Source organism: Stenotrophomonas sp. YJH_SMC_105-26 (assembly GCF_059368915.1).
Map to the genome: position 1 here is coordinate 1,218,401 of NZ_JCAFSD010000001.1, position 23,365 is coordinate 1,241,765.

Genomic DNA, 23,365 nt, shown 5'->3' on the forward strand with positions numbered 1-23,365 from the left:
GCCGGCAACGGCCCCGTCTGAAGGACCTCCCCCATGACCATTCCCGCCCTGCGCGATGTCCCCGGCGTCGCCGCCCAGGCCCCGGCCGAAACCAGCGGCTTCGTGTTCAACCACACCATGCTGCGGGTGAAGGACATCACCGCCTCGCTGGACTTCTACACCCGCGTACTGGGTTACCAGCTGATCGACAAGCGCGACTTCCCGGACGCCCAGTTCAGCCTGTACTTCCTGGCCTACGTGCCGGCCGGCGCAGTGGTGCCAGAAGACGACAGCCAGCGCCGCCTGTGGATGGCCGGCCTGCCGGGCGTGCTGGAACTGACCCACAACCACGGTACCGAAACCCAGGCCGGTGCGGTGTACCACGACGGCAACAGCGACCCGCGCGGCTTCGGCCACATCTGCGTGTCGGTGCCGGACATCGAGGCCGCCTGCCAGCGCTTCGAGGACCTCGGCGTGACCTTCCAGAAACGCCTGACCGACGGCCGCATGAAGAACCTGGCCTTCATCAAGGACCCGGACGGCTACTGGGTCGAAATCATCGCCAACTGACAAAAAGGGGACGGAGGGGATTAAGTCATTTCTGGCACTATTGGCCGGAAGCGACTTAATCCCCTCCGTCCCCTTTTTTGCGAGGTTCGTATGGAAACGATGGAACTGCACCGCGGCCGCCTGATCGACCATCTGCAGCTGGTGGTGCGTGACCTGGCCGCCAGCCGCCGCTTCTACCAGGCGGTGTTCGACACCATCGGCATCCCGATCGCCGGCGAAGGCGATGATTACTTCTGGGCCGATGAGCTGTTCATTTCCAGCGCCAGCAGCGAGGCCGCCGCCGGCCAGCTGACCGGCCGGCACCATCTGGCCTTCCAGGCCCGCGACAGCGCCACCGTCGATGCCTTCCATACCGCCGCGATCGCCGCCGGCGGCACCGATAACGGCGCGCCGGGCGAACGCCCCTACCACCCGGGCTACTACGGCGCCTTCGTGCTCGACCCGGACGGCAACAACATCGAAGTGGTCTATCACGGTCCTGCGAACTACAGCGCCGACTCGGTAAAGGTCACGTTCTGATATCACCGAAGCCGTGAACGAAGAAGCCGGGCAATGCCCGGCTTCCCTGCTTCCAGCGCTGCAGCCCTCAGTGGGCGGCCATGTAGATGTCCTGAAGCACGGCCTTTTCCAGTTCCAGCTCGCCCAGCAGGTTCTTCACGATATCGCCCAGGCTGAGGATGCCGACCAGCTGGTTGCCGTCGGTCACCATCAGATGACGGCGCCGCGAGTACGTCATCAACGACATGGCCTGCTTCAGCGTCGCGTCCGGCGCAATGCCTTCCAGGCCGGTGGACGGCAGGCTGGAGATCACCCGGCGGCCGGCCTGCGGGCCGTCGTCGGCCAGGGCACGCACGATGTCCTTCTCGGAAATGATGCCGACCGGGGCATCGTCCTTCATCACCACCAGCGCAGCGATCCTGTTCGCGCTCATCTTGTGGGCGGCGGCACCGATGGTGTCTTCGGCGTCGATGGTGATGACAGCTTCTTTCTTGGATTGCAGGAGTTCGCGGACGTTCATTCTTGTTTCCTGGTGCAGGTCACTGAAGTCAAAAAAGTGTGCTCTTCCGATACGCCCCCTCCCCGGGAACAGACCTTTCAGCGCACGTCTGGCGCACCCGGCCGCCGCGTGGAATGGATCGGCAGGCGATGTGCTGCAACGCGAACGAGGTGGGCTCAACCGCTCAACCCGGACCTCGGTCAAATCGATTCTACGACTGCGACCATCGGTCACTACCGGCATCGATAGGACAGTTCGTCGTGGGAACCAACCGACGATCCAGAGAATGGCACCGCGGCTGAAACCGCCGCTGAATACAGCCGATGCCGCGCATTAAAGAATGATTGCCTGCTGCCGACGGCGGACAGAACACCCGGTGGCTGTCCCACTTGGCATGGCCGACCACGCAAACGAAAGGGGCCACGCGGGCCCCTTTTCGCATGCAGCATTCGACGGATCCGGGAGTGTTACTCCACCGTCACGCTCTTGGCCAGGTTGCGCGGCTTGTCCACGTCGGTGCCGCGTGCCAGCGCGGTGTGGTAGGCCAGCAGCTGCACCGGAATGGTGTGCACGATCGGGCTGAGCACGCCGGCATGGCGCGGCGTGCGGATCACGTGCACGCCTTCGGACTCATTGAAGTTGCTGTCCTGGTCGGCGAACACGAACAGCTCGCCACCACGGGCGCGCACTTCCTGCATGTTCGACTTCACCTTCTCCAGCAGGCTGTCATTGGGGGCGATCACCACCACCGGCATGTCCTCGTCCACCAGCGCCAGCGGGCCATGCTTCAGCTCGCCCGCCGGGTAGGCCTCGGCGTGGATGTAGGAAATCTCCTTGAGCTTGAGCGAGCCTTCCAGCGCGATCGGGTAATGCAGGCCACGGCCCAGGAACAGCGCATTGGACTTGCGCGCGAAGCGTTCGGCCCACGCCGCGATCTGCGGTTCCAGGTTCAGCGCGTGCTGCACGCTGCCCGGCAGGAAGCGCAGCTGTTCCAGGTAATCCGCTTCCTGCGCCGCGTCGATGCGGCCATGCAGCTTGCCCAGCACCACGGTCAACTGGAACAGCGCGGCCAGCTGGGTGGTGAAGGCCTTGGTCGAAGCCACGCCGATCTCCGCGCCCGCGCGGGTGTAGCAGACCAGCTCGCTGGCGCGCGGAATCGCGCTTTCCGGCACGTTGCAGATCGACAGCGTGTGCTTGTGGCCAAGCGCCTTGGCGTACTTCAGCGCCTCCATCGTATCCAGCGTTTCGCCGGACTGGGAGATGGTGACGATCAGGTGCTTCGGGTTGGCATACGCGGCGCGGTAGCGGTACTCGCTGGCAATCTCCACGCTGCACGGCAGGCCGGCGATGGCTTCGATCCAGTAGCGCGCGGTCAGGCCGGCGTAGTAGCTGGTGCCGCAGGCAATGATCTGCACGCCCTCGATGCCCGACAGCACCGCTTCGGCATTCTTGCCGAACAGCTCGGCCGGGAAACCACCGGCGTCGATCGCCGCCTCGATGGTGTCGCCCAGCGCGCGCGGCTGCTCGTGGATTTCCTTCTGCATGAAGTGGCGGTACGGGCCAAGCTCCAGCGATGCCAGCGACACGTCGGACAGGTGCACATCGCGCTCGACCGGCCGGTCATGCTCATCGAAGATGCGCACGCCATCGCGACGGATCTCGGCGGTGTCGCCCTCTTCCAGGAAGATCACCTTGCGGGTGGCCGAGATCACCGCCGAGACGTCGGAGGCGACGAAGTTCTCGCCCTCGCCCAGGCCCACCAGCAGCGGGCAGCCCATGCGCGCGCAGACGAAGCGCTCCGGCTCGGCGCGGCTGACCACGGCCAGCGCGTAGGCGCCGGTCAGCTCCTTCACCGTGTGCTGCAGCGCCACCAGCAGGTCATCGCCGCCCTTCAGGTGATGATGGATCAGGTGCGCGATGACTTCGGTGTCGGTCTGCGACTCGAAGGTGTAGCCCAGCGCGCGCAGCTTCTCGCGCTGCTCTTCGTGGTTCTCGATGATGCCGTTGTGCACCAGCGCCACGCCGTGGCTGATGTGCGGATGCGCGTTGGCCTCGGTGACGCCGCCGTGGGTGGCCCAGCGGGTGTGGCCGATACCCAGCACCGCATTGAACCCTTCGGCCTCGGCCGCCGTGGCCATTTCCGACACGCGACCGGTGCGGCGGACACGACGTACTTCGGGGCGCTCGGCGTGATCAATCACCGCGATGCCCGAGGAGTCGTAACCACGGTACTCAAGCCGCTTCAGGCCTTCGATCAGCACCGGCACCACGTCGCGATCGGCGATTGCACCCACGATTCCACACATGTCACGCGTTTCCTTCAAGACGATCGGCGCATTCTAGCCCGCGTGTCCGGCTTCCCCCTCCTGTCCGCTTAATGAAAGTGTCCGGAAAGGTGTCCGCGGACACCCGGACACTCCAGCGGCCCGCCCAACCTGTTGAACTGAAAGGAAATAAAGTTGGCACGCTACGTGCTTGGTACTGGCTACCACCGTCAGGCACGCACCCGATGATCCGCGACACTTCCGCACAGGACCAGATCGTTTCCTCCGCCCCGGCCGGCGCCACCCGCGCCAACTGGCAGCGCTTCCGCTGGCCGGCGCTGGGCGCCATCGTGCTGCTGGCCGGCATCGGCTGGGCCGTGCATGCCTGGTCCAATGCCAGCCGCTCCTTCGACAGCAGCCGGGTGCGCATCGCCGAAGTGAAGCGCGGCGACCTGGTCCGCGACATCGCCGCCGACGGCCGGGTGATCGCCGCCAACAGCCCGATCCTGTACGCCATCTCGGCCGGCACCGTGGACCTGAAAGTGGTCGCCGGTGACGTGGTCAAGAAGGGCCAGGAACTGGCGGTCATCGACAGCCCGGAACTGCGCAGCAAGCTGGCCCAGGAACAGGCCACCCTGGCCGGCCTGGAAGCCGAGGCCAGCCGTGCCGCGCTGGACGCCACCCTGGCCCGCGCCAAGTCGCGCAAGGAAACCGACCAGGCCACCATCGAGCGCCAGGCCGCCGACCGCGACCTGCAGCGCTTCCAGCGCGGCTACGACGGCGGTGCGGTGCCACAGATCGACCTGGCCAAGGCCAAGGACTCGCTGAAGAAGGCCGATATCACCCTGGCCAACGCCACCACCGATGCGCGCCTGCAGAGCCAGGGCGCCGACCTGGATGCCCGCAACAAGCGCCTGCTGGCCGACCGCCAGAAGGCCGTGGTGGCCGAAGTGCAGCGCCAGGTCGACGCACTGACCCTGCGCGCACCGTTTGACGGCCAGGTCGGCCAGGTGCAGGCGGTCCAGTCCACCAACCTGGCTGCCAACGCGCCGGTGCTGGGCGTGGTCGACCTGTCCAAGTTCGAGGTCGAGATCAAGGTGCCGGAGAGCTTCGCCCGCGACCTGGCGATCGGCATGCCGGCGCAGCTGACCGGCGGCAATGGCAAGCCGTTCCCGGGCGAGATCAGCGCGGTGTCGCCGGAAGTGGTCAACGGCGAGGTCAACGCCCGCGTGCGCTTCGCCAGCGCGCAGCCGGAAGGCCTGCGCCAGAGCCAGCGGATGTCGGTGCGCGTGCTGCTCGATACCCGCAAGGACGTGCTGAAGGTCGAGCGCGGCCCGTTCGTCGAACAGGGCAATGGCGTGGCCTATGTGATGGATGGCCGCACCGCGGTGCGGCGTCCGGTGGAACTGGGCGTCAGCAGCCTGGGCGAAGTGGAAATCAAGTCGGGTGTGCAGCCGGGCGACCGCATCGTGGTCTCCGGCAGCGACCTGTTCAAGGACGCCGAACGCGTCTCCGTCAACTGATACCCGATACCTGAATCCTGGAGAGAGGACACCCCATGTACATGCTCGAAATGCGTTCGGTCGCCAAGGTCTTCCGCACCGAACAGGTGGAAACCCACGCGTTGCGCTCGCTGGAACTGCAGGTCAAGGAAGGCGAGTTCGTCGCGGTCACCGGCCCGTCCGGCTCCGGCAAGACCACCTTCCTCAACATCGCCGGCCTGCTGGAAACCTTCACCAGCGGCACCTACCTGCTTGACGGCCAGGACGTGAGCACGCTGGGCGATGACGCCCGCAGCCGCCTGCGCAACCAGAAGATCGGCTTCATCTTCCAGGGCTTCAACCTGATTCCCGACCTGAACCTGTTCGACAACGTCGACGTGCCGCTGCGCTACCGGAAGATGAGTGCCAACGAGCGCCGCGAACGCATCGAGAAGGCGCTCACCCAGGTCGGCCTGGGCTCACGCATGAAGCATTACCCGAACGAACTGTCCGGCGGCCAGCAGCAGCGTGCGGCGATCGCGCGTGCGCTGGCCGGCAGCCCGCGCCTGCTGCTGGCCGACGAACCGACCGGCAACCTGGATACGCAGATGGCCCGCGGCGTGATGGAACTGCTGGAGGAGATCAATGCCGCCGGCACCACCATCGTGATGGTCACCCACGACCCGGAACTGGCCGCGCGCGCGCAGCGCAACGTGCACATCGTCGATGGCCAGGTGACCGACCTGGTGCGCGAACCGGTGCTGGCTACCCCGCCGCGCCACATCGTTGCCGTCAACGAGTGAGGGCACTCCCATGTTCGCCTACTACACCCGATTGGCGGTACGCAGCTTCCGCCGCAACAAGATCCTGACCGCACTGATGGTGGTCGCCATCGCGCTCGGCATCGGTGCCTCGATGACCACGCTGACGGTGTTCCACGTGCTGTCCGGCGACCCGATTCCCGGCAAGAGCGACCAGCTGTTCTACGTGCAGGTCGATCCGCGCCCGCGCGGCGGCTATACCCCGGGTGAGGAGCCTGAGGAACAGATGACACGGCGCGACGCCGAGACCCTGCTGCGCGAGAAGCGCGGCATCCGCCAGGCGATGATGAGCGCGGGCGGCGGCACGGTGGAACCGGAGCTCAGCACGCTCAAGCCGTTCTCGGTGGATACGCGCTGGACGTCGGCCGATTTCTTCCCGATGTTCGACGTGCCGATGCAGTACGGGCGTGCCTGGAACAGCAGCGATGATGACAATCGCAGCCGGGTGGTGGTGCTGTCGAAAGCGATCAACGACAAGCTGTTCCAGGGTGCCGACAGCACCGGTCGCGAGATCCGCCTGAGTGGCCATTCACTGCGGGTGATCGGCGTGATGAAGAAGTGGAATCCCGAACCCCACTTCTTCGATCTGACCACCGGCAACTACGGCAAGGATGAAGACCTGCTGGTGCCGTTTTCCACTGCGATGGACCTGGAGTTCGGCAGCAACGGCAACATGAACTGCTTCGGCGAGAATCCGGATGGCAGCAGCAACTCGATCAACGCGCCCTGCAGCTGGATCCAGTACTGGGTGGAGCTGGATCCGGCCAAGGTCGAGGACTACCGCAGCTACCTGGCCAACTACTCGGACCAGCAGCGCGCAGCGGGCCGTTTCGAGCGCCCCACCAACGTGCGCCTGCGCCCGGTGATGGAGTGGTTGACGTTCAAGAATGCCGTGCCCAGCGACGTGCGCCTGCAGATGTGGCTGGCATTGGGCTTTCTCGGCGTCTGCCTGGTCAACACGGTGGGCCTGCTGCTGGCGAAGTTCCTGCGCCGCAGCGGCGAGATCGGCGTGCGCCGCGCCCTCGGTGCCAGCCGTGGGCAGATCTTCCTGCAATGCCTGGTTGAAGCCGGTGCGATCGGCGTTGCCGGCGGCGTGCTCGGCATCGGCCTGGCCCTGCTCGGCCTGTATGCGGTGCGCCAGCAACCCATGGACTACGCGAGCCTGGCCCACCTGGACGGCAGCATGCTGCTGCTGGCCATTGGCCTGACCCTGTTCGCCAGCCTCGCCGCTGGTTTCCTGCCCGCCTGGCGCGCGATGCAGGTTACCCCGGCCATCCAGCTCAAGTCGCAGTAAGCACGAGTACGAGGACCTCCCATGGATATCCGCCCCATCCTCAGCACCCTGCGCCGGCACAAGACAGCCGCCGCCCTGATCGTGCTGGAAGTCGCCCTGACCTGCGCCATCGTCTGCAATGCCCTGTTCCTGGTCACCCAGCGCGTTGAACGGATCAGCCAGACCAGCGGCCTGGCCGAGAACGAGCTGGTGTTCGTCCGGGTCAGCGGCATCGGCAAGCAGACCAATGGCCAGGCCCGCACCCAGGAGGACCTGTCCGCCCTGCGCGCCGTTCCCGGGGTCACCGCCGCCGCGAAGGTCAACCAGCTGCCGTTCCGCCCGAACTCCTCCAATACCAGCGTTTCGCTGAAGCAGGAACAGGAACGTCCGACCGCCTTCGTCACCATGTACATGTTCGGCGAAGGTGGACTGTCCACGCTTGGACTGCAGCTGACCGCCGGCCGCGACTTCCAGCCCAGTGAATACAGCAACGTCGAGGATGCACAGAAGAACGCCTCCACCAATACCGCCTCCTCGGTGATCATCAGCCGCACGCTCGCCGACAGGCTGTACCCCGGCGAGAACGCACTGGGCAAGACGTTCTACATGGGCAAGCAGCCACTGCACGTGGTGGGTATTGTCGCGTCATTGGCCACGCCCACCGATTACAACAACAACACCACGCTGTCGATGGTGCTGCCTGTGCGGACCGATTTCACCCAGGGCCCGTACGTCCTGCGCACCGCTCCGGAACGGCGCGAGGAAGTACTCAAGGGCGCGATCGCCGCGCTTGAACGCAACGACCCCAACCGGCTGGTGCGCGAGAAGCTGACCTATGAGGCGCAGCGCAATGACTACTTCAAGAACGACAGGGCCATGGTCGGGCTGCTGATCACGGTGTGCATCTCGCTGCTGGTGGTCACCGCACTGGGCATCATCGGCCTGGCCAGCTTCTGGGTGCAGCAGCGCAGCAAGCAGATTGGTATCCGTCGCGCGCTCGGCGCGACGCGTGGGCAGATCCTGCGCTACTTCCAGACCGAGAACTTCCTGCTGGCCACGCTGGGCATCGTGCTGGGCATGCTGGCCGCCTATGCGATCAACCTGGCACTGATGAACATGTACGAGCTGCCGCGCATGCCGCTGCACTACCTGCCGCTGGGCGCACTGCTGCTGTGGGTGCTTGGCCAGATCGCGGTGTTCGGGCCGGCCCGGCGCGCGGCAGCGGTACCGCCTGCGGTTGCCACGCGGGGCGCATGAGATGCGTATCCGCTGGATGCTGATGATGATGCTCCTGCCACTGCCGGCACTGGCCGGCGGTGGCAGCTCGCAGACACTGGAGTGGCGCCAGGACGATGCGCGCCTGGCATTGCGTTCGAGCGAAGGCCAGGTGCGCGTGGAAGCCGCCGGCCCGGAAGCCCGCTTCGGCGTGCGCAGCGGCGATCGCATCCTGCGGGTGGATGACACCACCGTACGCAGGATCGAGCATCTTGCCGAGGCCCTGCGGCGTTCAAGCGCCGCCAGGGCCTATCTCCTGCTGCAGCGCGACAGGCAGGAACTGACGGTCGCGGTGGACGCCGCTGCCTGGCGCAGGGCGCTGGTCGCTCCGCCTCCGCCAGCACCGCCACCGCCGCCGCCCCGACGCTGAGCCCGCCGCCCCGACGGCTACGGGTTTGGCTATGCTTGATGGGTGGCGCCGGGCTCTCCCGGCGTATGGACACGAACACGGCTCCATCGGCGCCGCCCATCCCTTTCTGCAGAACCGCTTGATGCCTTCGATCCTGATCATCGACGACAACGCCAGTGTGGGCACTGCACTGGACGTGCTGTTCTCCCTGCACGACATCGACACCCTGCAGGCGCAGAGCCCGGCCGAGGGGCTGGCCCTGCTCGAGTCGCAGCCGGTCGACCTGGTGATCCAGGACATGAACTTCAGCGAGGACACCACCTCCGGCGAGGAGGGCGAAGCGCTGTTCGCACAGATCCGCGCACGCCACCCGGACCTGCCGGTGATCCTGCTGACGGCCTGGACCCACCTGAGCAGCGCGGTGGACCTGGTCAAGGCCGGCGCCGCCGACTACCTGGCCAAGCCCTGGGACGACCGCAAGCTGCTGACCACGGTCAACAACCTGCTGGAGCTGTCCGAGGCGCGGCGCGAACTGGACCGCCGCCGCAGCCGCGAGCTGCGCCAGCGCAATGCGCTGGAAGAAAAGTACGACCTGTGCGGTGCGGTCTTCGCCGATCCGGCCAGCGAGCGCGTCATCGCCCTGGCCTGCCAGGTCGCGCGCTCCGAGCTGCCGGTGCTGATCACCGGTCCCAATGGTGCCGGCAAGGAGAAGATCGCGCAGATCATCCAGGCCAATTCACTGGTGGCCAAGGGCCCGTTCATCACGGTCAACTGCGGCGCGTTGCCGTCGGAGCTGATCGAGGCCGAACTGTTCGGTGCCGAGGCCGGCGCCTACACCGGCGCCAACAAGGCACGCGAGGGCAAGTTCGAAGCCGCCGACGGAGGCACGCTGTTCCTGGATGAGATCGGCAACCTGTCGCTGGGCGGGCAGATGAAGCTGTTGCGCGTGCTGGAAACCGGCCGCTTCGAGCGCCTGGGTTCCAATCGCGAACGCCAGGTCAAAGTCCGCGTGGTCAGCGCGACCAATGCCGACCTGCCGGCGATGATCCGCGACGGCACGTTCCGCGAAGATCTCTATTACCGCCTCAATACGGTGGAACTGGTACTACCGCCGTTGGCCGAGCGCGCGGGCGACATCGTGCCATTGGCCGAGCGTTTCCTGACGGCCGGCAAGCCGCTGTCCAGTGCCGCCAGTGCCGCCCTGCAACGGCACCCGTGGCCGGGCAACGTGCGCGAACTGCGCAACGTGATCCAGCGTGCCGAACTGCTGGCGACCGGCAACCGCATCGAGGTGGCCGACCTGAACCTGCCGCGCACCGCACCGGCGCCACGCCCGGCACCGAGCGCTGGCAACGATCCCGACCGCGAGCGCATCGAGGACGTGCTGGCACGCAACCACGGCGTCATCGCTCAGGCGGCTGCCGAACTCGGCCTGAGCCGCCAGGCCCTGTACCGGCGCATGGACCGCCACGGCATCCCACGCGAATGAAGCGGCGCTCGTTCACCTTCCGCCTGTTCCTGCGCCTGCTGCCGGTGCTGGCGCTGGCCGCTGCGCTGCCGTGGCTGCTGGCGTACTGGATGAACCATGGCTGGGTGGTGACCACGGCGTCGGCCGTGATCCTGCTGGCGTTGATGTGGTGGACCCTGCGCCGCGCCACCGCACCGGTGCGCTCGCTGATGCGTGCACTGTCCGGCACCACCAGCAGCTACCGCGACGGCGAGTACAACTTCGGCGTGTACTGGCCGGGCAACGACGAACTGGGCGACCTGGTGCAGGCGCACCGCGAGCTGGGCGATGTGCTGCGCGAACAGCGGCAGGGCCTGGTGCAGCGCGAACTGCTGCTGGACACCATGGTGCAGAACACGCCGGTGGCCATGCTGCTGATTGCCTCCGGCGGCGATGGCATCGCCCGCGTGGTGTTCTCCAACCTGGCTGCGCGCAAGCTGCTGCATGGCGGCTGGAAGCTGGAAGGCCAGCGTCTGGAAGAGGTGCTGGAACAGGTGCCGGTAGAGCTGCGCGATGCCATCGCCCGTGGCGGCGACAGCCTGTTCGCGGTGCATGCCGAGGGCGAGGACGGCGACGAGGATGACGAGCAGGTCTACCACCTGTCGCGCCGCGCCTTCCAGCTCAACGGCCGTCCGCACGACCTGCTGCTGGTACGCCTGCTCACCGCCGAACTGCGCCGCCAGGAAGTGCAGACGTGGAAGAAGGTGATCCGGGTGATCAGCCACGAGCTCAACAACTCACTGGCACCGATCGCCTCGCTGGCCCACTCCGGTGGCGTGCTGGTGCAGCGCGAACGCTTCGACCGGTTGCCGGAGATCTTCACCACCATCGAGGACCGCGCACGCCACCTGGAAGGCTTCATCCGTGGCTATGCACGCTTCGCAAAGCTGCCGCAGCCGCAACTGCAGACCGTGCACTGGGCGCCGTTCCTGTCCAGCCTGCGCCAGCAGATCCCGTTCACCATGGAACGCGAGCCGGACGAGGACCTGAGCAGCCGCATCGACATCGCGCAGTTCGGGCAGGCATTGCTGAATCTTCTGAAGAACGCGCATGAAGCCTGCGCCGAGGCCGATCCGCCCAACGATGACGTACAGGTGCAACTCACGCGGCTGCCGCAATGGCTGCGCCTGGACGTACTGGATCGCGGCAAGGGCATGAACGAGCAGGTGCTGCAGAACGCCTTGATGCCGTTCTATTCGACCAAGCGCAACGGCACCGGCCTGGGGTTGGCACTGACGCGCGAGATCGTGGAAGCGCACGGTGGCCGCGTGTCGCTGCAGAACCGCGGCGATGGCGGGTTGTGCGTGTCGATCCTGTTGCCGGTGGGTTGAGCGGGCCGATCGGGTAGATCCACGCCATGCGCGGATGTGCCGACCAGGGCCGGCACCTACCAGGCCCGCCGCATCGCCACCCGCAGGTGCATCGGAAACCCGAGCGCAGCCTCTTCGGCCATGACGGCGCGCAGGCCGTCGTTCCACTCAGCCTCAGGCACTACGTCGAACCCTTCGCTGGCATAGAAGGCTGCATTCCATGGCACATCGCTCAAGGTGGTCAGCACCGCTGCAGCAAAGCCGGTGGCCCTGGCCTGCGCCAAGGCGTGCCGCAGCAATGCGCGGCCATGGCCACGACGCGCGTGCGCCGGGTCCACATCCATCTGCAGGACATGGAACTCGCCACACAGCTCGCCGCCCAGCAGGTAACCGGCAATGTCGCCGCCGGGGCCGTCCACAACCCACAGCTGGCCCCGCTGAAGGCCGTCCTGCAGCGTCGGCAGATCCAGGCCGTGGCCGGCAAATACCGGATGGGCTTCGTGATCCTTCAGCAGTTCGCCGGCACGCTGTTCAATTGCCGGCAGCACGCCGAGCTCGTCGGCATGCGGAATACGTGGCTCAGGACTTCTTGACCGGGCGCTTCCAGCCATCGATGGTTTCCTGTCGTGCACGGGCCAGTGTCAGCTTGCCGTCCGGGGCGGTGCGGGTGATGACCGAACCGGCAGCGATGGTCGCGCCCTCGCCGATCGTCAGCGGCGCCACCAGCGAACTGTTGGAACCGATGAACGCGTTGTCGCCGATGGTGGTGGTCGACTTGTTCACGCCGTCGTAGTTGCAGGTGATGGTGCCGGCACCGATGTTCACCTTGCTGCCGATCACCGCATCACCCAGATAGGTGAGGTGGTTGGCCTTGCTGCCGACGCCGAGGGTGACCTTCTTGGTTTCGACGAAGTTGCCGACGTGCACGCCATCGGCCAGCACGGTACCTGGGCGGAGGCGCGCGAACGGACCGACCAGCGCCGCGCCTTCGGTGACCACACCCTCCAGATCACAGTGCGCGCGTACTTCGGTACCGGGGCCGAGAGTAACGTCCTTCAGGCGGTTGAACGGACCGATGGTAACGCCGTCGCCGAGCACGATGTTGCCTTCGAGAACGACATCGACATCGATCAGCACGTCACTGCCCACGGTGACGGTGCCACGGATGTCGAGTCGGGCCGGGTCGCGCACGCGTGCACCCTGTGCGCACAGCGCACGCACGGCGCGATGCTGCCAGGCACGCTCCAGCTGAGACAGCTGCCAGGGATCGTTTGCCCCCTCGGCTTCCTGCGCGTCGGCCACCAGTGCCATTTCGGCCGGGGTGTACTCATGCGCGGCAAACGCGAACACATCGGTCAGGTAGTACTCGCCCTGTGCATTGCGGTTGGACAGCTGCGACAGCCAGCGGCGCAGCGCGGTCGACTCCGCGGCGATGATGCCGGTGTTGATCGTGCGCACGCGCAGCTGGTCGTCGGTCGCGTCCTTCTGCTCGACGATCGCTCCCACCTTGCCTTCGGCATCGCGCAGCACGCGGCCGTAACCGGTCGGGTCATCAACCTCGGCGACCAGCACCGCCAACCGCCCCGGCTGCGCCAGCAGATCGCGCAGGGTCTGCGCACGGATCAGCGGTACATCGCCGTACAGCACCAGCACCTGCACGGCATCCGGCACCTGCGGCATCGCCTGCGCCACCGCGTGGCCCGTACCCAGCTGCTGCGCCTGTTCAGCCCACTGCAGGTCGGGCTGGTCGGCGAACTGTTGCCGCACCGCCTCACCGCCATGGCCGTAGACCACATGGATGGCCGCCGGTTGCAGTTCGCGGGCCGCATCGATCACGTGCGCCAGCATCGGTTGGCCGGCGATCGGCTGCAGCACCTTCGGCAGCACCGACCTCATGCGCTTGCCGGCGCCGGCGGCGAGGATGATGACGTGCAGGGCTTGGGTCATGGGAACGGCAGTCCGTGGTTCGTTGCCGACGATTCTAGAGCGTGCGCCGTTAACATGGGCATCCCTCCTCCTTCACCATGCCGATGAACCTTGTCCGCCAGGGAAGCGCCTACCTCGTGATCGGGCTCGTGCAGCTGCTGATCGATTGGCTGGTGTTCGTGGTCGCCACCGCGCTTGGCATGCCGGTCGCACCGGCCAACGTCGCCGGGCGCCTGGCCGGCATGCTGCTGGGCTTCTGGCTCAACGGCCGCTATACCTTTGCCGAGGCCGGCACCCACAAGCTGGGCTGGAGGCGTTTCGCACGCTTTTTCGCGCTGTGGCTGCTGCTGACCGCGGCAAGCACGTTGCTGGTGAGCCTGGTCGACCACGCGCTGGGCCTGCAGTACACCTGGCTGGCCAAGCCACTGGTGGAAGGCGGGCTGGCGTGCGTGTCGTTCCTGTTGATGCGCCACGTGGTGTACCGCTGATCGCGGTCAGCGGTCAGCGATCACCGTCACGGCGCAGGCGCGCTCCCAGTCCCTCACGCCACAGCTGCAGCGCGCTGTAGCGCAACCGCACCTGATGCTGCCCGGCCGGCACGCACAACGCATGGAAGAGGCCATTGCCGCGCAGCAGCGGCAGTACCTGGCCATCCTCGAGCTGCGCCTGCCAGCCACGACCGGTGGTTTCGTTGATCACCACCCATGCTGCATGGTCGGCCACCACCGTCAGCTCGATGCGTCCAGGCTGGTAGTGCAGCACCTGTACCGTGGCCTCGCCGGCATCCTGTTCGGCACAGTGGCTGCTGGCGGCTGCCGGCAGCCATAGCTGCCGGTTGAAATCGGTCTGGTTGAACAGCGGCGCAGGCGGTAGACGCTCCTCATGGCGGCGCACCTGCCGCGGATTCAGCACCCGTGGCAGCACGCTGTCACGCCGCGCAAGTTCCACCTGGTCGCCCTGCGCGCTGGAGCCCGGGAACGGCTCCTGGGCCAGCAGCCAACGCACGCCCAGCAGGTCGTACAGGGGAGCAGCGGTGTCTGGCATCCAGGCAGTGGGGACCTTCTGCTGGAAGGTATCCACCGGCTCGCCCGGCATCCCGGTCATCTGCAGATAGTCGCTTGCCAGCAGCGGGTTGTAGCCGTTTGCCAGCGCAATGGCATGCACCGCCGCGCCGTTGGTGAGTCCGCCGATGCCGAAGACCACCGCGCGCTCGGGTATGCCGATATGCCGCTCTGCCGCCAGCAGCGCATAGGCGCGCTGCGCAGGACCCGCACGATCGGCGGTGAGCACCGACTTTGTGCCGCTGCCCGCGTTGAACCTGGTGCCGACGTTGAACAGCAGCAGGTCCAACAGCACCAGCGCCAGCACCCAGCGCGCAGGTGACTGGTGGCGGCGCAGCACCCACACCGCGGCTACGCCCAGCGCGGCGCTGACCGCAAGCCAGGCGAAAGCGAGCGGATGACCATGATCGATCGCCAGCCACGCAGCGCACGCGCCCAGCACTGCGACGACCGCCACGGACACCCGATGCAATCGCAATGGCTGCCGCTGCAGGGCAACCTGCAGGGCACTGGCACCCAGCCACGCCGCCGCAGGCACGGTAAGGAACAGCGCATCGGACGGGCGCCGGAACAGGTCCAGCCCCGGAAGCCAGCCGAACAACCAGGGGAACAGCGGCGTGGCGCCACCCACCGCGACCATGATCGCCAGCGTCAGCGCACACAGCGCGACGCGCGTCGCCGCCGGCTTGCGCCGCAGCACCTCACCGCCCCAGAGCAGCCACAGCGCCAGCGGCACTGCCCCCACATAGAGGTAATCGGCGCTGATATCACCGAAGGCCCAGCTGTCGCCGCGCCCCTGCGAGAACACGTTGCCCGACAGCAGTGTCACCAGTGTCTGCCAGTGGATGGCACCCGGCAGCGCGGCTTCCAGCGTCAGGCCATTGCGATTGGTCTGGTCCAGCCAGGCCAGCGTGGACAGCCACTGCGGCGCACTGACACCACCGGCGAGAATGGCCACCACGCCCAGCTGCCACAGCAGGCGCATGCGCTGCCCCTGTGCCAGCACGACAGCAGCCACGGCGTAGATCACGCACGCGAGGATGATGAAATAGGTGACCTGGGTCAGTTGAAGCGCACACATCCCGCCGGCCACACCGGCCAGCAGGATGTCGCGCATCCGTCCCCGCCGGCGGACCTGCTCCAGGCCCAGCCACAGCCAGGGCAGCAGGCAGTAGCTGATGATCATCGGCGTGTGCTGCAGGCGCGACGCGGCCACGCCACCAAACATCAGCGTGAGCGCGAACAGCAGCTGCGCCGGCGGCGGCATGCCCTGCACGCGGCTCAACCGCAGTGCACCCAGGCCGCCTGCCAGCACATGCAGCAGCACCACCACCGTGAACAGGTGCAGGGAGCCCGGCGCCAGCAGCATCGGCAGCAGCATCGTCGGCTGCAGCGTCATCATCTGCGGATCGGCCACCTGCGGGTAGCCACCGTAGAGATACGGATTCCACCAGGGGGCCTGCAGGTGACGCAACTGCTCGGCACTGAAACTGACCGCCGGGAAGAACTGCTGCACGGCATCAAAGGGAATGGTCTTGATGCCAGTGAGCCATGGCAGGCACAGAACGATCCACGCAATCAGGAACACGCCTGCCGGTGTGCGCCACGGCCGCTGCCAGCTGCCGCCTTCAATCGCTGTCGAGTGGTGCTGCATTCCCTGCTCCTGTGGCGAACAAACAAAAACGCCGGCAGCTAGCCGGCGCTTGTGCTTGATGACGCGCGAACCTCAGTGCTTGAGATTCTTGCGCAGGCGCTCCAGCGCCTGCAGCTGGACGACGGCTTCGGCCAGCTTCTGCTGGGCTTCAGCCACTTCCATCGCTTCGCCGCGGTTGGCCAGGATGCGCTCGGCTTCTTCCTTGGCCTTGCGGACCGAGGCTTCGTCGATGTCCTGCGCGCGGATCGCGGTGTCGGCCAGCACGGTCACCACCTGCGGCTGCACTTCCAGGATGCCGCCGGAAATGGCGAAATCCAGCTGCTCGCCGTTCGGCGTGGTCACCACCACCTTGCCCGGCTTCAGGCGGGTGATCAGCGGCGCGTGCTTGGGCGCGATGCCCAGTTCGCCCAGCTCACCGGTGGCCACGACCAGGGTCGCTTCGCCACGGAAGATTTCCTGCTCGACGCTGACGATGTCGCAACGGATCGTGCTCATGCAAATCTCTTCGCTGTTCGCGGCGGCGCAATGCCGCCGTGGGGGTCCACCGGCGCGGGCGGTTGCCCGGCGCCGGCGTCAGGTCGGGCAGGATCGCTCCCGCCCGTCCCGGATCAGGCCTTCTCGGCCATCTTCTTGGCCTTCTCGACCGCTTCTTCGATGCCGCCGACCATGTAGAACGCCTGCTCCGGCAGGTGGTCGTACTCGCCATCGACGATGGCCTTGAAGCCACGGATGGTGTCCTTCAGCGGCACGTACTTGCCCGGCGAACCGGTGAACACTTCGGCCACGTGGAACGGCTGGCTGAAGAAGCGCTCGATCTTGCGGGCGCGCGACACGGCCTGCTTGTCTTCTTCGGACAGTTCGTCCATGCCCAGGATGGCGATGATGTCCTTCAGTTCCTTGTACTTCTGCAGGGTCTGCTGGACGCGCTGGGCGGTGTCGTAGTGCTCGTGGCCGATGACCAGCGGATCCATCTGGCGGCTGGTGGAGTCCAGCGGGTCGACGGCCGGGTAGATACCCAGCGAGGCGATCGAACGCGACAGGGTCACGGTCGAGTCCAGGTGGGCGAAGGTGGTCGCCGGCGACGGGTCGGTCAGGTCGTCCGCGGGAACGTAGACGGCCTGGATCGAGGTGATCGAACCGTTCTTGGTCGAGGTGATGCGCTCCTGCAGGACGCCCATTTCCTCGGCCAGGGTCGGCTGGTAACCCACGGCGGACGGCATGCGGCCCAGCAGTGCCGACACTTCGGTACCGGCCAGGGTGTAACGGTAGATGTTGTCGACGAACAGCAGGACGTCCTTACCCTTGCCGTTTTCGTCCTTCTCGTCGCGGAAGTACTCGGCCATGGTCAGGCCGGTCAAGGCGACGCGCAGACGGTTGCCCGGCGGCTCGTTCATCTGGCCGTACACCATCGCCACCTTGTCCAGGACGTTGGAGTCCTTCATTTCGTGGTAGAAGTCGTTGCCCTCACGGGTACGCTCACCCACGCCGGCGAACACGGACAGACCGCTGTGCGCCTTGGCGATGTTGTTGATCAGTTCCATCATGTTGACGGTCTTGCCGACGCCGGCGCCGCCGAACAGGCCGACCTTGCCGCCCTTGGCGAACGGGCACATCAGGTCGATGACCTTGATGCCGGTTTCCAGCAGCTCGGTGGCCGGGGACTGGTCTTCATACGACGGCGCAGCGCGGTGGATTTCCCAGTTGTCGCTGGCAGCGACCGGGCCGGCTTCGTCGATCGGACGGCCAAGCACGTCCATGATGCGGCCCAGGGTGCCGGCGCCGACCGGCACCGAGATGCCACGGCCGGTGTTGACGGCAACCAGGTTGCGCTTCAGGCCGTCGGTGGAACCGAGGGCGATGGTACGCACCACGCCGTCGCCCAGCTGCTGCTGGACTTCGAGGGTGATCTCGGTGTTTTCCACCTTCAGTGCGTCGTACACCTTCGGCACCGATTCACGCGGGAATTCGACGTCGACGACCGCGCCGATGATCTGAACGATCTTGCCCTGACTCATTGCTGCATCCTCTAATGTGTGCTTTGAACGAACGCGGTCAGACTGCTGCCGCGCCGCCGACGATTTCGGAGATTTCCTGGGTGATCGCTGCCTGGCGCGCCTTGTTGTAGACGAGCTGCAGGGTGCCGATCAGCTTGTTGGCGTTGTCGCTCGCCGCCTTCATCGCAACCATGCGTGCCGCATGCTCGGAGGCGACGTTTTCCAGCAGTGCCTGGTACACCAGCGACTCGATGTAACGCGTCATCACGTGCTCGAGCACGGTCGCGGCATCGGGTTCGTACAGGTAATCCCAGTCGTGGTGAGCGACCTGCTTCTCAGCCGGCGGCAGCGGCAGCAGCTGATCGAAGCTGGCCTTCTGCACCATGGTGTTCACGAAGCGGTTGTAGACCAGGTACACGCGGTCGATCCTGCCTTCGGTGAAGGCGTCGAGCATGACCTTGATCACACCGATCAGCGATTCCAGCTTCGGCACGTCGCCGATGTGGGTCACGCTGCCGACCATGTTGACCTTCACGCGGCGGAAGAAGGTCGAAGCCTTCTGGCCGATGGTCACCAGGTCCACTTCGGCACCCTTGTCCTGCCATGCCTTGGCTTCGCCCAGCATCTTGCGGAACAGGTTGTTGTTCAGGCCGCCGGCCAGACCGCGATCGGAGGAGATCACGATGAAACCGACCCGCTTGACCTGCTCGCGCTCGACCAGGAACGGATGCTGGTAGTCGGTGCTGGCCTGGGCCAGATGACCGATCACCTGCTTCATCGCCTGCGCGTACGGACGCGAGGTCTTCATCCGATCCTGCGCCTTGCGGATCTTGGAGGCCGAGACCATTTCCAGGGCGCGCGTCACCTTGCGGGTGTTCTGCACGCTCTTGATCTTGGTTTTGATTTCGCGTCCGCTTGCCATCTCTTGTTTCCCGTGGCGCGGGGCTGATGCCCCGCGTTGTTCAACCGTTTGTCATCTGGTCCAGCGGAGCCAGCGGCTCCGCTCTACAGGACCGCGATTACCAGCTGCCGGTGGTCTTGAACTCGGCGATGCCCTTCTTGAAGGCACCTTCGATGTCGTTGTCCCAACCGCCGGTGGCGTTGACCTTGCTGATCAGCTCGCCCTGGGTGTTGGCGAAGTGGGCGTGCAGGCCTTCTTCGAACGCCAGCAGCTTGTTGACCGGCACGTCGTCGAGGTAACCCTCGTTGACGGCGTAGATCGACAGCGCCTGGTTGGCGATCGACATCGGCGCGTACTGCTTCTGCTTCATCAGCTCGGTGACGCGCTGGCCACGCTCCAGCTGCTTGCGGGTCGCTTCGTCCAGGTCCGAGGCGAACTGCGCGAACGCAGCCAGCTCACGGTACTGGGCCAGCGAGATGCGGATGCCGCCCGACAGCTTCTTGATGATCTTGGTCTGGGCCGAGCCACCGACGCGCGACACCGAGATACCGGCGTTCACGGCCGGGCGGATGCCGGCGTTGAACAGGTCGGTTTCCAGGAAGATCTGGCCGTCGGTGATCGAGATCACGTTGGTCGGAACGAAGGCGGACACGTCGCCGGCCTGGGTCTCGATGATCGGCAGCGCGGTCAGCGAACCGGTCTTGCCGGTGACCTTGCCTTCGGTGAACTTCTCGACGTATTCCTCGGACACGCGGGCAGCGCGCTCGAGCAGACGGGAGTGCAGGTAGAACACGTCACCCGGGTAGGCTTCACGGCCCGGCGGACGCTTCAGCAGCAGCGAGATCTGGCGGTAGGCAACGGCCTGCTTGGACAGATCGTCGTACACGATCAGCGCGTCTTCGCCGCGGTCCATGAAGTACTCACCCATGGTGCAGCCCGAGTAGGCGCTGATGTACTGCATGGCAGCCGATTCGGAAGCGGTCGCGGCCACCACGATGGTGTGGGCCAGCGCGCCGTTCTCTTCCAGCTTGCGCACGATGTTGGCGATGGTCGACGCCTTCTGGCCGATCGCAACGTACACGCACTTGATGCCGGTGCCCTTCTGGTTGATCACCGCATCGATCGCCATGGCGGTCTTGCCGGTCTGGCGGTCACCGATGATCAGCTCGCGCTGGCCACGGCCGATCGGGATCATCGAGTCGACCGACTTGTAACCGGTCTGCACCGGCTGGTCGACCGACTTGCGCCAGATCACGCCCGGAGCAACGCGTTCCACCGGAGCGGTCAGGTCGGTGCCCAGCGGGCCCTTGCCGTCGATCGGCTCGCCCAGCGCGTTCACGACGCGGCCCAGCAGTTCCGGGCCGACCGGCACTTCCAGGATGCGGCCGGTGGTCTTGGCGACGTCGCCTTCGCGCAGGTGCTCGTAGTCACCCAGGACCACGGCGCCGACCGAGTCGCGCTCCAGGTTCAGGGCCAGGGCGAAGGTGTTGTTCGGCAGTTCGATCATTTCGCCCTGCATCACGTCGGCCAGACCGAAGATGCGCACGATGCCGTCGGACACGCTGGTCACGGTGCCTTCGTTGCGCGATTCCGCGGCCAGCTTGACCTTCTCGATGCGGTTCTTGATCAGTTCGCTGATTTCGGAGGGGTTGAGCGTGGTTGCCATCGTCAAGTCCTAGTGCCGGCAGCGGGGCCGGACGTTAAATGAATTCAGTTAGCGAGCGCGGTCTGCAGACGGGCCAGCTTGCCCTTCAGCGAACCATCGATGACCACGTCGCCGGCGTCGATCACGGCGCCGCCGATCAGCGAAGCATCGACCGCGGTGGTCACGTCGACCTCGCGGTTGAAGCGCTTGCGCAGCGCAGCCTTGATCGCGTCCAGCTCGCCGGCCGACAGCTCGGAAGCCGAGGTCACCGTGGCCTTGACCACGTGCTCGGCTTCGGCGCGCAGGGCGTCGAACATGCCGGAGATTTCCGGCAGCAGCGGCAGACGATGCGATTCGGCCAGGATGGCCAGGAAGCGCGAGTAGGTCTCGCCGTGCGACACCGGCGCCAGCAGGGCGACGGCGTCGTCACGACCCAGCTCCGGGTTGGCGAGCAGGGCCGCCACGCGCGGGTCGGCGGCGACGTGGGCGGAGAACGCCAGGGCGTCCGACCACGGCGCGAACGCACCTTCGTCGCGCGCGGTCGCGAACGCGGCGCGGGCGTACGGGCGGGCAAGCGTGAGGGCCTGGCTCATCCTTAGATCTCCGAGGCCAGCTCGTCGAGCAGCGCCTTGTGGGCGTTGGCGTCGATTTCGCGCTTGAGCAGCTTTTCGGCACCGGTCACGGCCAGCGCGGACACCTGCTTGCGCAGATCTTCACGGGCACGGTTGGCGGCGGCGTCGATTTCAGCCTGGGCCAGTTCCTTCTGACGGGTGGCTTCGGTGATCGCTTCGTTACGGGCTGCATCAACGATCTGGTTGGCACGCGCGTGGGCCTGATCGATGATCTCGTTGGCCTTGGTGCGGGCTTCCTTCAGCGCTTCGTTGACCTTCTCCTGCGCCTGGGCCAGATCTTTCTGGCTGCGGTCGGCAGCAGCGAGGCCTTCAGCAATCTTCTGCTGGCGCTCTTCGATCGCGTTCATCAGCGGCGGCCAGATCTTGGTCGCGATGATCCAGATCAGACCAGCGAAGGCCAGCGCCTGCGCAAGAAGGGTGAAATTGATATTCATGGTTAGCTCGATCGCTGGTTTCGGGGTGGACGTGCCGCCGAAGCGGCACATCCGGCCTTCATCCGAAACCGGGTGCATCAGCACCCGGTCGTCTCAAACCGCTGTATCAGCCGGCCAGAGCCTTGGTGACGGCGCCAGCAAAGGCAGCCGACAGCGGGTTGGCGAAGGCCAGCAGCAGGCCAACGGCGACCGAGATGATGAACGCGGCGTCGATCAGGCCGGCGGTGATGAACATGCGGACCTGCAGGACCGGGATCAGTTCCGGCTGGCGCGCGGCCGACTCCAGGAACTTACCAGCCATGATGGCCAGACCCAGACCGGCGCCCAGCGCGGCCAGGCCGATCATGATGCCGACGGCAAGGGCGGTGGAGCTCTGAATCTGCGCGAAGTTGGTCAGGACGGCGAAGTACATGGTTATCTCCAGGAACTTAAGTTGCTAAGGGTGATGAAACGGATGAAGGTTGAAACGCGTTGAAGCTTGAAACTCAGTGAGCGTCTTCCGACAGGCTCAGGTACACGATCGACAGCATCATGAAGATGAAGGCCTGCAGCGGGATCACCAGCAGGTGGAACAGCATCCAGCCGAGGCCGAACACACCACCCGCGATGGCGCCGAAGAAACCGGCACCACCCAGCACCCAGATCAGCAGGAACACGATTTCGCCGCCGAACATGTTGCCGAACAGTCGCATCGCCAGCGAGATCGGCTTGCTCAGCCACTCGACGATGTTGAGGATCAGGTTGAACGGCATCATCCACTTGCCGAACGGCGCCGTCAGGAATTCCTTGACGAAGCCGACCAGGCCCTTGGACTTGAGCGCGAAGAACAGCATCAGGAAGAACACGCTGATGGCCATGCCGAGGGTGGCATTGACGTCAGCGGTCGGCACCGGCTTCCAGTAGTGCACGCCCACCCATTCCAGCGGCTTGGCGATGAAATCGGCCGGGATCATCTTCAGCAGATTCATCAACAGGATCCAGAAGAAGATCGTGATGGCGATCGGCGTGACCAGCTTGCTCTTGCCGTGGTAGGTGTCCTTGGCCTGGCGGTCGACGAACTCCAGGCAGATCTCGACGAAGGCCTGCCACTTGCCCGGCACGCCGGCGGTGGCCTTGCGGGTTCCCAGCCAGAACGCGACAACGATCACCAGGCCCATCAGGACGGCGGTGAGGAAGGTATCGACGTGGATATGCCAGAACATACCCTCACCCTTGCCGACCGGTGCGGTCAGGTTGTGCAGGTGATGCTGGATGTAGCTGGTAGGGGTTAGAGCCTCGCCCGCCATGTGTCC

The 23,365-nt window shown here is 65.9% G+C and carries 23 protein-coding genes; 10 read left to right on the forward strand and 13 right to left on the reverse strand.

What is annotated here, in order from left to right:
- Nucleotides 1-33: 33 nt before the first annotated feature.
- Complete coding sequence (gene gloA / locus AC5P7F_RS05545; RefSeq protein WP_014648479.1) at nucleotides 34-549, forward strand: lactoylglutathione lyase; 516 nt, start codon at nucleotides 34-36, stop codon at nucleotides 547-549.
- A gap of 90 nt (nucleotides 550-639) precedes the next feature.
- The gene (locus AC5P7F_RS05550; protein WP_032961230.1) at nucleotides 640-1,068 is read left to right on the forward strand and encodes a VOC family protein; all 429 of its coding nucleotides are present in this window, start codon (nucleotides 640-642) and stop codon (nucleotides 1,066-1,068) included.
- Nucleotides 1,069-1,135: 67 nt separating this feature from the next.
- On the opposite strand, the gene AC5P7F_RS05555 is transcribed toward AC5P7F_RS05550, so the two are convergent.
- Nucleotides 1,136-1,567, reverse strand: coding sequence for a CBS domain-containing protein (locus AC5P7F_RS05555; protein ID WP_134809320.1), 432 nt, complete (start codon nucleotides 1,565-1,567; stop codon nucleotides 1,136-1,138).
- 446 nt (nucleotides 1,568-2,013) lie between these two features.
- Entirely contained in the window at nucleotides 2,014-3,852 is a 1,839-nt protein-coding gene (gene glmS / locus AC5P7F_RS05560) for a glutamine--fructose-6-phosphate transaminase (isomerizing) (RefSeq protein WP_014648482.1), read from the reverse strand.
- Nucleotides 3,853-4,055: 203 nt separating this feature from the next.
- Between glmS and AC5P7F_RS05565 the strand changes: the two genes are divergently transcribed.
- The 7 genes from AC5P7F_RS05565 to AC5P7F_RS05595 all read left to right on the forward strand — a co-directional run bounded on the left by AC5P7F_RS05565 (nucleotide 4,056) and on the right by AC5P7F_RS05595 (nucleotide 11,847).
- Nucleotides 4,056-5,333, forward strand: a complete 1,278-nt coding sequence (locus AC5P7F_RS05565) for an efflux RND transporter periplasmic adaptor subunit (RefSeq protein WP_164077337.1) — start codon at nucleotides 4,056-4,058, stop codon at nucleotides 5,331-5,333.
- 35 nt (nucleotides 5,334-5,368) lie between these two features.
- Nucleotides 5,369-6,094, forward strand: a complete 726-nt coding sequence (locus AC5P7F_RS05570; RefSeq protein WP_014648484.1) for an ABC transporter ATP-binding protein — start codon at nucleotides 5,369-5,371, stop codon at nucleotides 6,092-6,094.
- Nucleotides 6,095-6,104: 10 nt separating this feature from the next.
- On the forward strand, nucleotides 6,105-7,406 hold the full coding sequence (locus AC5P7F_RS05575; protein WP_197641379.1) for an ABC transporter permease: 1,302 nt from the start codon (nucleotides 6,105-6,107) through the stop codon (nucleotides 7,404-7,406).
- A 21-nt stretch (nucleotides 7,407-7,427) separates the two neighbouring features.
- A complete protein-coding gene (locus AC5P7F_RS05580) occupies nucleotides 7,428-8,642 on the forward strand; it encodes an ABC transporter permease (protein WP_014648486.1) in 1,215 nt (404 codons plus the stop codon).
- 16 nt (nucleotides 8,643-8,658) lie between these two features.
- A complete protein-coding gene (locus AC5P7F_RS05585; RefSeq protein ID WP_014648487.1) occupies nucleotides 8,659-9,030 on the forward strand; it encodes a PDZ domain-containing protein in 372 nt (123 codons plus the stop codon).
- A 121-nt stretch (nucleotides 9,031-9,151) separates the two neighbouring features.
- Nucleotides 9,152-10,498 (forward strand): sigma-54-dependent transcriptional regulator, encoded by a 1,347-nt coding sequence (locus AC5P7F_RS05590; protein ID WP_014648488.1) that lies wholly within the window; start codon nucleotides 9,152-9,154, stop codon nucleotides 10,496-10,498.
- Nucleotides 10,495-11,847, forward strand: coding sequence for a sensor histidine kinase (locus AC5P7F_RS05595; RefSeq protein WP_014648489.1), 1,353 nt, complete (start codon nucleotides 10,495-10,497; stop codon nucleotides 11,845-11,847). Before AC5P7F_RS05590 ends, AC5P7F_RS05595 begins: the two co-directional genes overlap by 4 nt.
- A 56-nt stretch (nucleotides 11,848-11,903) precedes the next feature.
- Here AC5P7F_RS05595 and AC5P7F_RS05600 read toward each other — a convergent pair whose 3' ends face one another.
- Both AC5P7F_RS05600 and glmU read right to left on the reverse strand, forming a co-directional pair.
- Nucleotides 11,904-12,437: a GNAT family N-acetyltransferase gene (locus tag AC5P7F_RS05600; protein WP_049440005.1), complete on the reverse strand. Its 534-nt coding sequence runs from the start codon at nucleotides 12,435-12,437 to the stop codon at nucleotides 11,904-11,906.
- On the reverse strand, nucleotides 12,406-13,773 hold the full coding sequence (glmU, locus tag AC5P7F_RS05605) for a bifunctional UDP-N-acetylglucosamine diphosphorylase/glucosamine-1-phosphate N-acetyltransferase GlmU (protein ID WP_014648491.1): 1,368 nt from the start codon (nucleotides 13,771-13,773) through the stop codon (nucleotides 12,406-12,408). The genes AC5P7F_RS05600 and glmU overlap by 32 nt, the downstream gene beginning before the upstream one ends.
- An 83-nt stretch (nucleotides 13,774-13,856) precedes the next feature.
- Here glmU and AC5P7F_RS05610 point away from each other — a divergent pair, with 83 nt between their 5' ends.
- Nucleotides 13,857-14,240: a GtrA family protein gene (locus AC5P7F_RS05610; RefSeq protein ID WP_164077338.1), complete on the forward strand. Its 384-nt coding sequence runs from the start codon at nucleotides 13,857-13,859 to the stop codon at nucleotides 14,238-14,240.
- A 13-nt stretch (nucleotides 14,241-14,253) separates the two neighbouring features.
- Here AC5P7F_RS05610 and AC5P7F_RS05615 read toward each other — a convergent pair whose 3' ends face one another.
- The 9 genes from AC5P7F_RS05615 to atpB form a co-directional block, all read right to left on the reverse strand.
- Nucleotides 14,254-16,467 carry a putative glycosyltransferase family protein gene (locus AC5P7F_RS05615; protein ID WP_164077339.1) on the reverse strand — a complete coding sequence of 738 codons (2,214 nt, stop codon included), beginning with the start codon at nucleotides 16,465-16,467 and terminating at the stop codon, nucleotides 14,254-14,256.
- A 72-nt stretch (nucleotides 16,468-16,539) separates the two neighbouring features.
- Nucleotides 16,540-16,962 (reverse strand): F0F1 ATP synthase subunit epsilon, encoded by a 423-nt coding sequence (locus AC5P7F_RS05620; RefSeq protein ID WP_495204165.1) that lies wholly within the window; start codon nucleotides 16,960-16,962, stop codon nucleotides 16,540-16,542.
- Nucleotides 16,963-17,075: 113 nt separating this feature from the next.
- The gene (atpD, locus tag AC5P7F_RS05625; RefSeq protein ID WP_005419510.1) at nucleotides 17,076-18,482 is read right to left on the reverse strand and encodes a F0F1 ATP synthase subunit beta; all 1,407 of its coding nucleotides are present in this window, start codon (nucleotides 18,480-18,482) and stop codon (nucleotides 17,076-17,078) included.
- Between the two features lie 37 nt (nucleotides 18,483-18,519).
- Nucleotides 18,520-19,383 carry a F0F1 ATP synthase subunit gamma gene (gene atpG / locus AC5P7F_RS05630; RefSeq protein ID WP_014648494.1) on the reverse strand — a complete coding sequence of 288 codons (864 nt, stop codon included), beginning with the start codon at nucleotides 19,381-19,383 and terminating at the stop codon, nucleotides 18,520-18,522.
- A gap of 97 nt (nucleotides 19,384-19,480) precedes the next feature.
- Nucleotides 19,481-21,028, reverse strand: a complete 1,548-nt coding sequence (gene atpA / locus AC5P7F_RS05635; protein ID WP_005419511.1) for a F0F1 ATP synthase subunit alpha — start codon at nucleotides 21,026-21,028, stop codon at nucleotides 19,481-19,483.
- Nucleotides 21,029-21,072: 44 nt separating this feature from the next.
- Nucleotides 21,073-21,600: a F0F1 ATP synthase subunit delta gene (locus AC5P7F_RS05640; RefSeq protein ID WP_014648495.1), complete on the reverse strand. Its 528-nt coding sequence runs from the start codon at nucleotides 21,598-21,600 to the stop codon at nucleotides 21,073-21,075.
- Between the two features lie 2 nt (nucleotides 21,601-21,602).
- A complete protein-coding gene (locus tag AC5P7F_RS05645) occupies nucleotides 21,603-22,073 on the reverse strand; it encodes a F0F1 ATP synthase subunit B (RefSeq protein ID WP_005419512.1) in 471 nt (156 codons plus the stop codon).
- 106 nt (nucleotides 22,074-22,179) lie between these two features.
- A complete protein-coding gene (atpE, locus tag AC5P7F_RS05650; RefSeq protein WP_005411133.1) occupies nucleotides 22,180-22,485 on the reverse strand; it encodes a F0F1 ATP synthase subunit C in 306 nt (101 codons plus the stop codon).
- A 73-nt stretch (nucleotides 22,486-22,558) separates the two neighbouring features.
- On the reverse strand, nucleotides 22,559-23,359 hold the full coding sequence (gene atpB / locus AC5P7F_RS05655) for a F0F1 ATP synthase subunit A (RefSeq protein ID WP_014038569.1): 801 nt from the start codon (nucleotides 23,357-23,359) through the stop codon (nucleotides 22,559-22,561).
- Between the last annotated feature and the right edge of the window lie 6 nt (nucleotides 23,360-23,365).

Coding starts and splice junctions, on each gene's coding strand:
- gloA (WP_014648479.1), top strand. CDS start 34: ATGACCATTCCCGCCCTGCGCGATGTCCCCGGCGTCGCCGCCCAGGCC.
- AC5P7F_RS05550 (WP_032961230.1), top strand. CDS start 640: ATGGAAACGATGGAACTGCACCGCGGCCGCCTGATCGACCATCTGCAG.
- AC5P7F_RS05555 (WP_134809320.1), bottom strand. CDS start 1,567: ATGAACGTCCGCGAACTCCTGCAATCCAAGAAAGAAGCTGTCATCACC.
- glmS (WP_014648482.1), bottom strand. CDS start 3,852: ATGTGTGGAATCGTGGGTGCAATCGCCGATCGCGACGTGGTGCCGGTG.
- AC5P7F_RS05565 (WP_164077337.1), top strand. CDS start 4,056: ATGATCCGCGACACTTCCGCACAGGACCAGATCGTTTCCTCCGCCCCG.
- AC5P7F_RS05570 (WP_014648484.1), top strand. CDS start 5,369: ATGTACATGCTCGAAATGCGTTCGGTCGCCAAGGTCTTCCGCACCGAA.
- AC5P7F_RS05575 (WP_197641379.1), top strand. CDS start 6,105: ATGTTCGCCTACTACACCCGATTGGCGGTACGCAGCTTCCGCCGCAAC.
- AC5P7F_RS05580 (WP_014648486.1), top strand. CDS start 7,428: ATGGATATCCGCCCCATCCTCAGCACCCTGCGCCGGCACAAGACAGCC.
- AC5P7F_RS05585 (WP_014648487.1), top strand. CDS start 8,659: ATGCTGATGATGATGCTCCTGCCACTGCCGGCACTGGCCGGCGGTGGC.
- AC5P7F_RS05590 (WP_014648488.1), top strand. CDS start 9,152: ATGCCTTCGATCCTGATCATCGACGACAACGCCAGTGTGGGCACTGCA.
- AC5P7F_RS05595 (WP_014648489.1), top strand. CDS start 10,495: ATGAAGCGGCGCTCGTTCACCTTCCGCCTGTTCCTGCGCCTGCTGCCG.
- AC5P7F_RS05600 (WP_049440005.1), bottom strand. CDS start 12,437: ATGGCTGGAAGCGCCCGGTCAAGAAGTCCTGAGCCACGTATTCCGCAT.
- glmU (WP_014648491.1), bottom strand. CDS start 13,773: ATGACCCAAGCCCTGCACGTCATCATCCTCGCCGCCGGCGCCGGCAAG.
- AC5P7F_RS05610 (WP_164077338.1), top strand. CDS start 13,857: ATGAACCTTGTCCGCCAGGGAAGCGCCTACCTCGTGATCGGGCTCGTG.
- AC5P7F_RS05615 (WP_164077339.1), bottom strand. CDS start 16,467: ATGCAGCACCACTCGACAGCGATTGAAGGCGGCAGCTGGCAGCGGCCG.
- AC5P7F_RS05620 (WP_495204165.1), bottom strand. CDS start 16,962: ATGAGCACGATCCGTTGCGACATCGTCAGCGTCGAGCAGGAAATCTTC.
- atpD (WP_005419510.1), bottom strand. CDS start 18,482: ATGAGTCAGGGCAAGATCGTTCAGATCATCGGCGCGGTCGTCGACGTC.
- atpG (WP_014648494.1), bottom strand. CDS start 19,383: ATGGCAAGCGGACGCGAAATCAAAACCAAGATCAAGAGCGTGCAGAAC.
- atpA (WP_005419511.1), bottom strand. CDS start 21,028: ATGGCAACCACGCTCAACCCCTCCGAAATCAGCGAACTGATCAAGAAC.
- AC5P7F_RS05640 (WP_014648495.1), bottom strand. CDS start 21,600: ATGAGCCAGGCCCTCACGCTTGCCCGCCCGTACGCCCGCGCCGCGTTC.
- AC5P7F_RS05645 (WP_005419512.1), bottom strand. CDS start 22,073: ATGAATATCAATTTCACCCTTCTTGCGCAGGCGCTGGCCTTCGCTGGT.
- atpE (WP_005411133.1), bottom strand. CDS start 22,485: ATGTACTTCGCCGTCCTGACCAACTTCGCGCAGATTCAGAGCTCCACC.
- atpB (WP_014038569.1), bottom strand. CDS start 23,359: ATGGCGGGCGAGGCTCTAACCCCTACCAGCTACATCCAGCATCACCTG.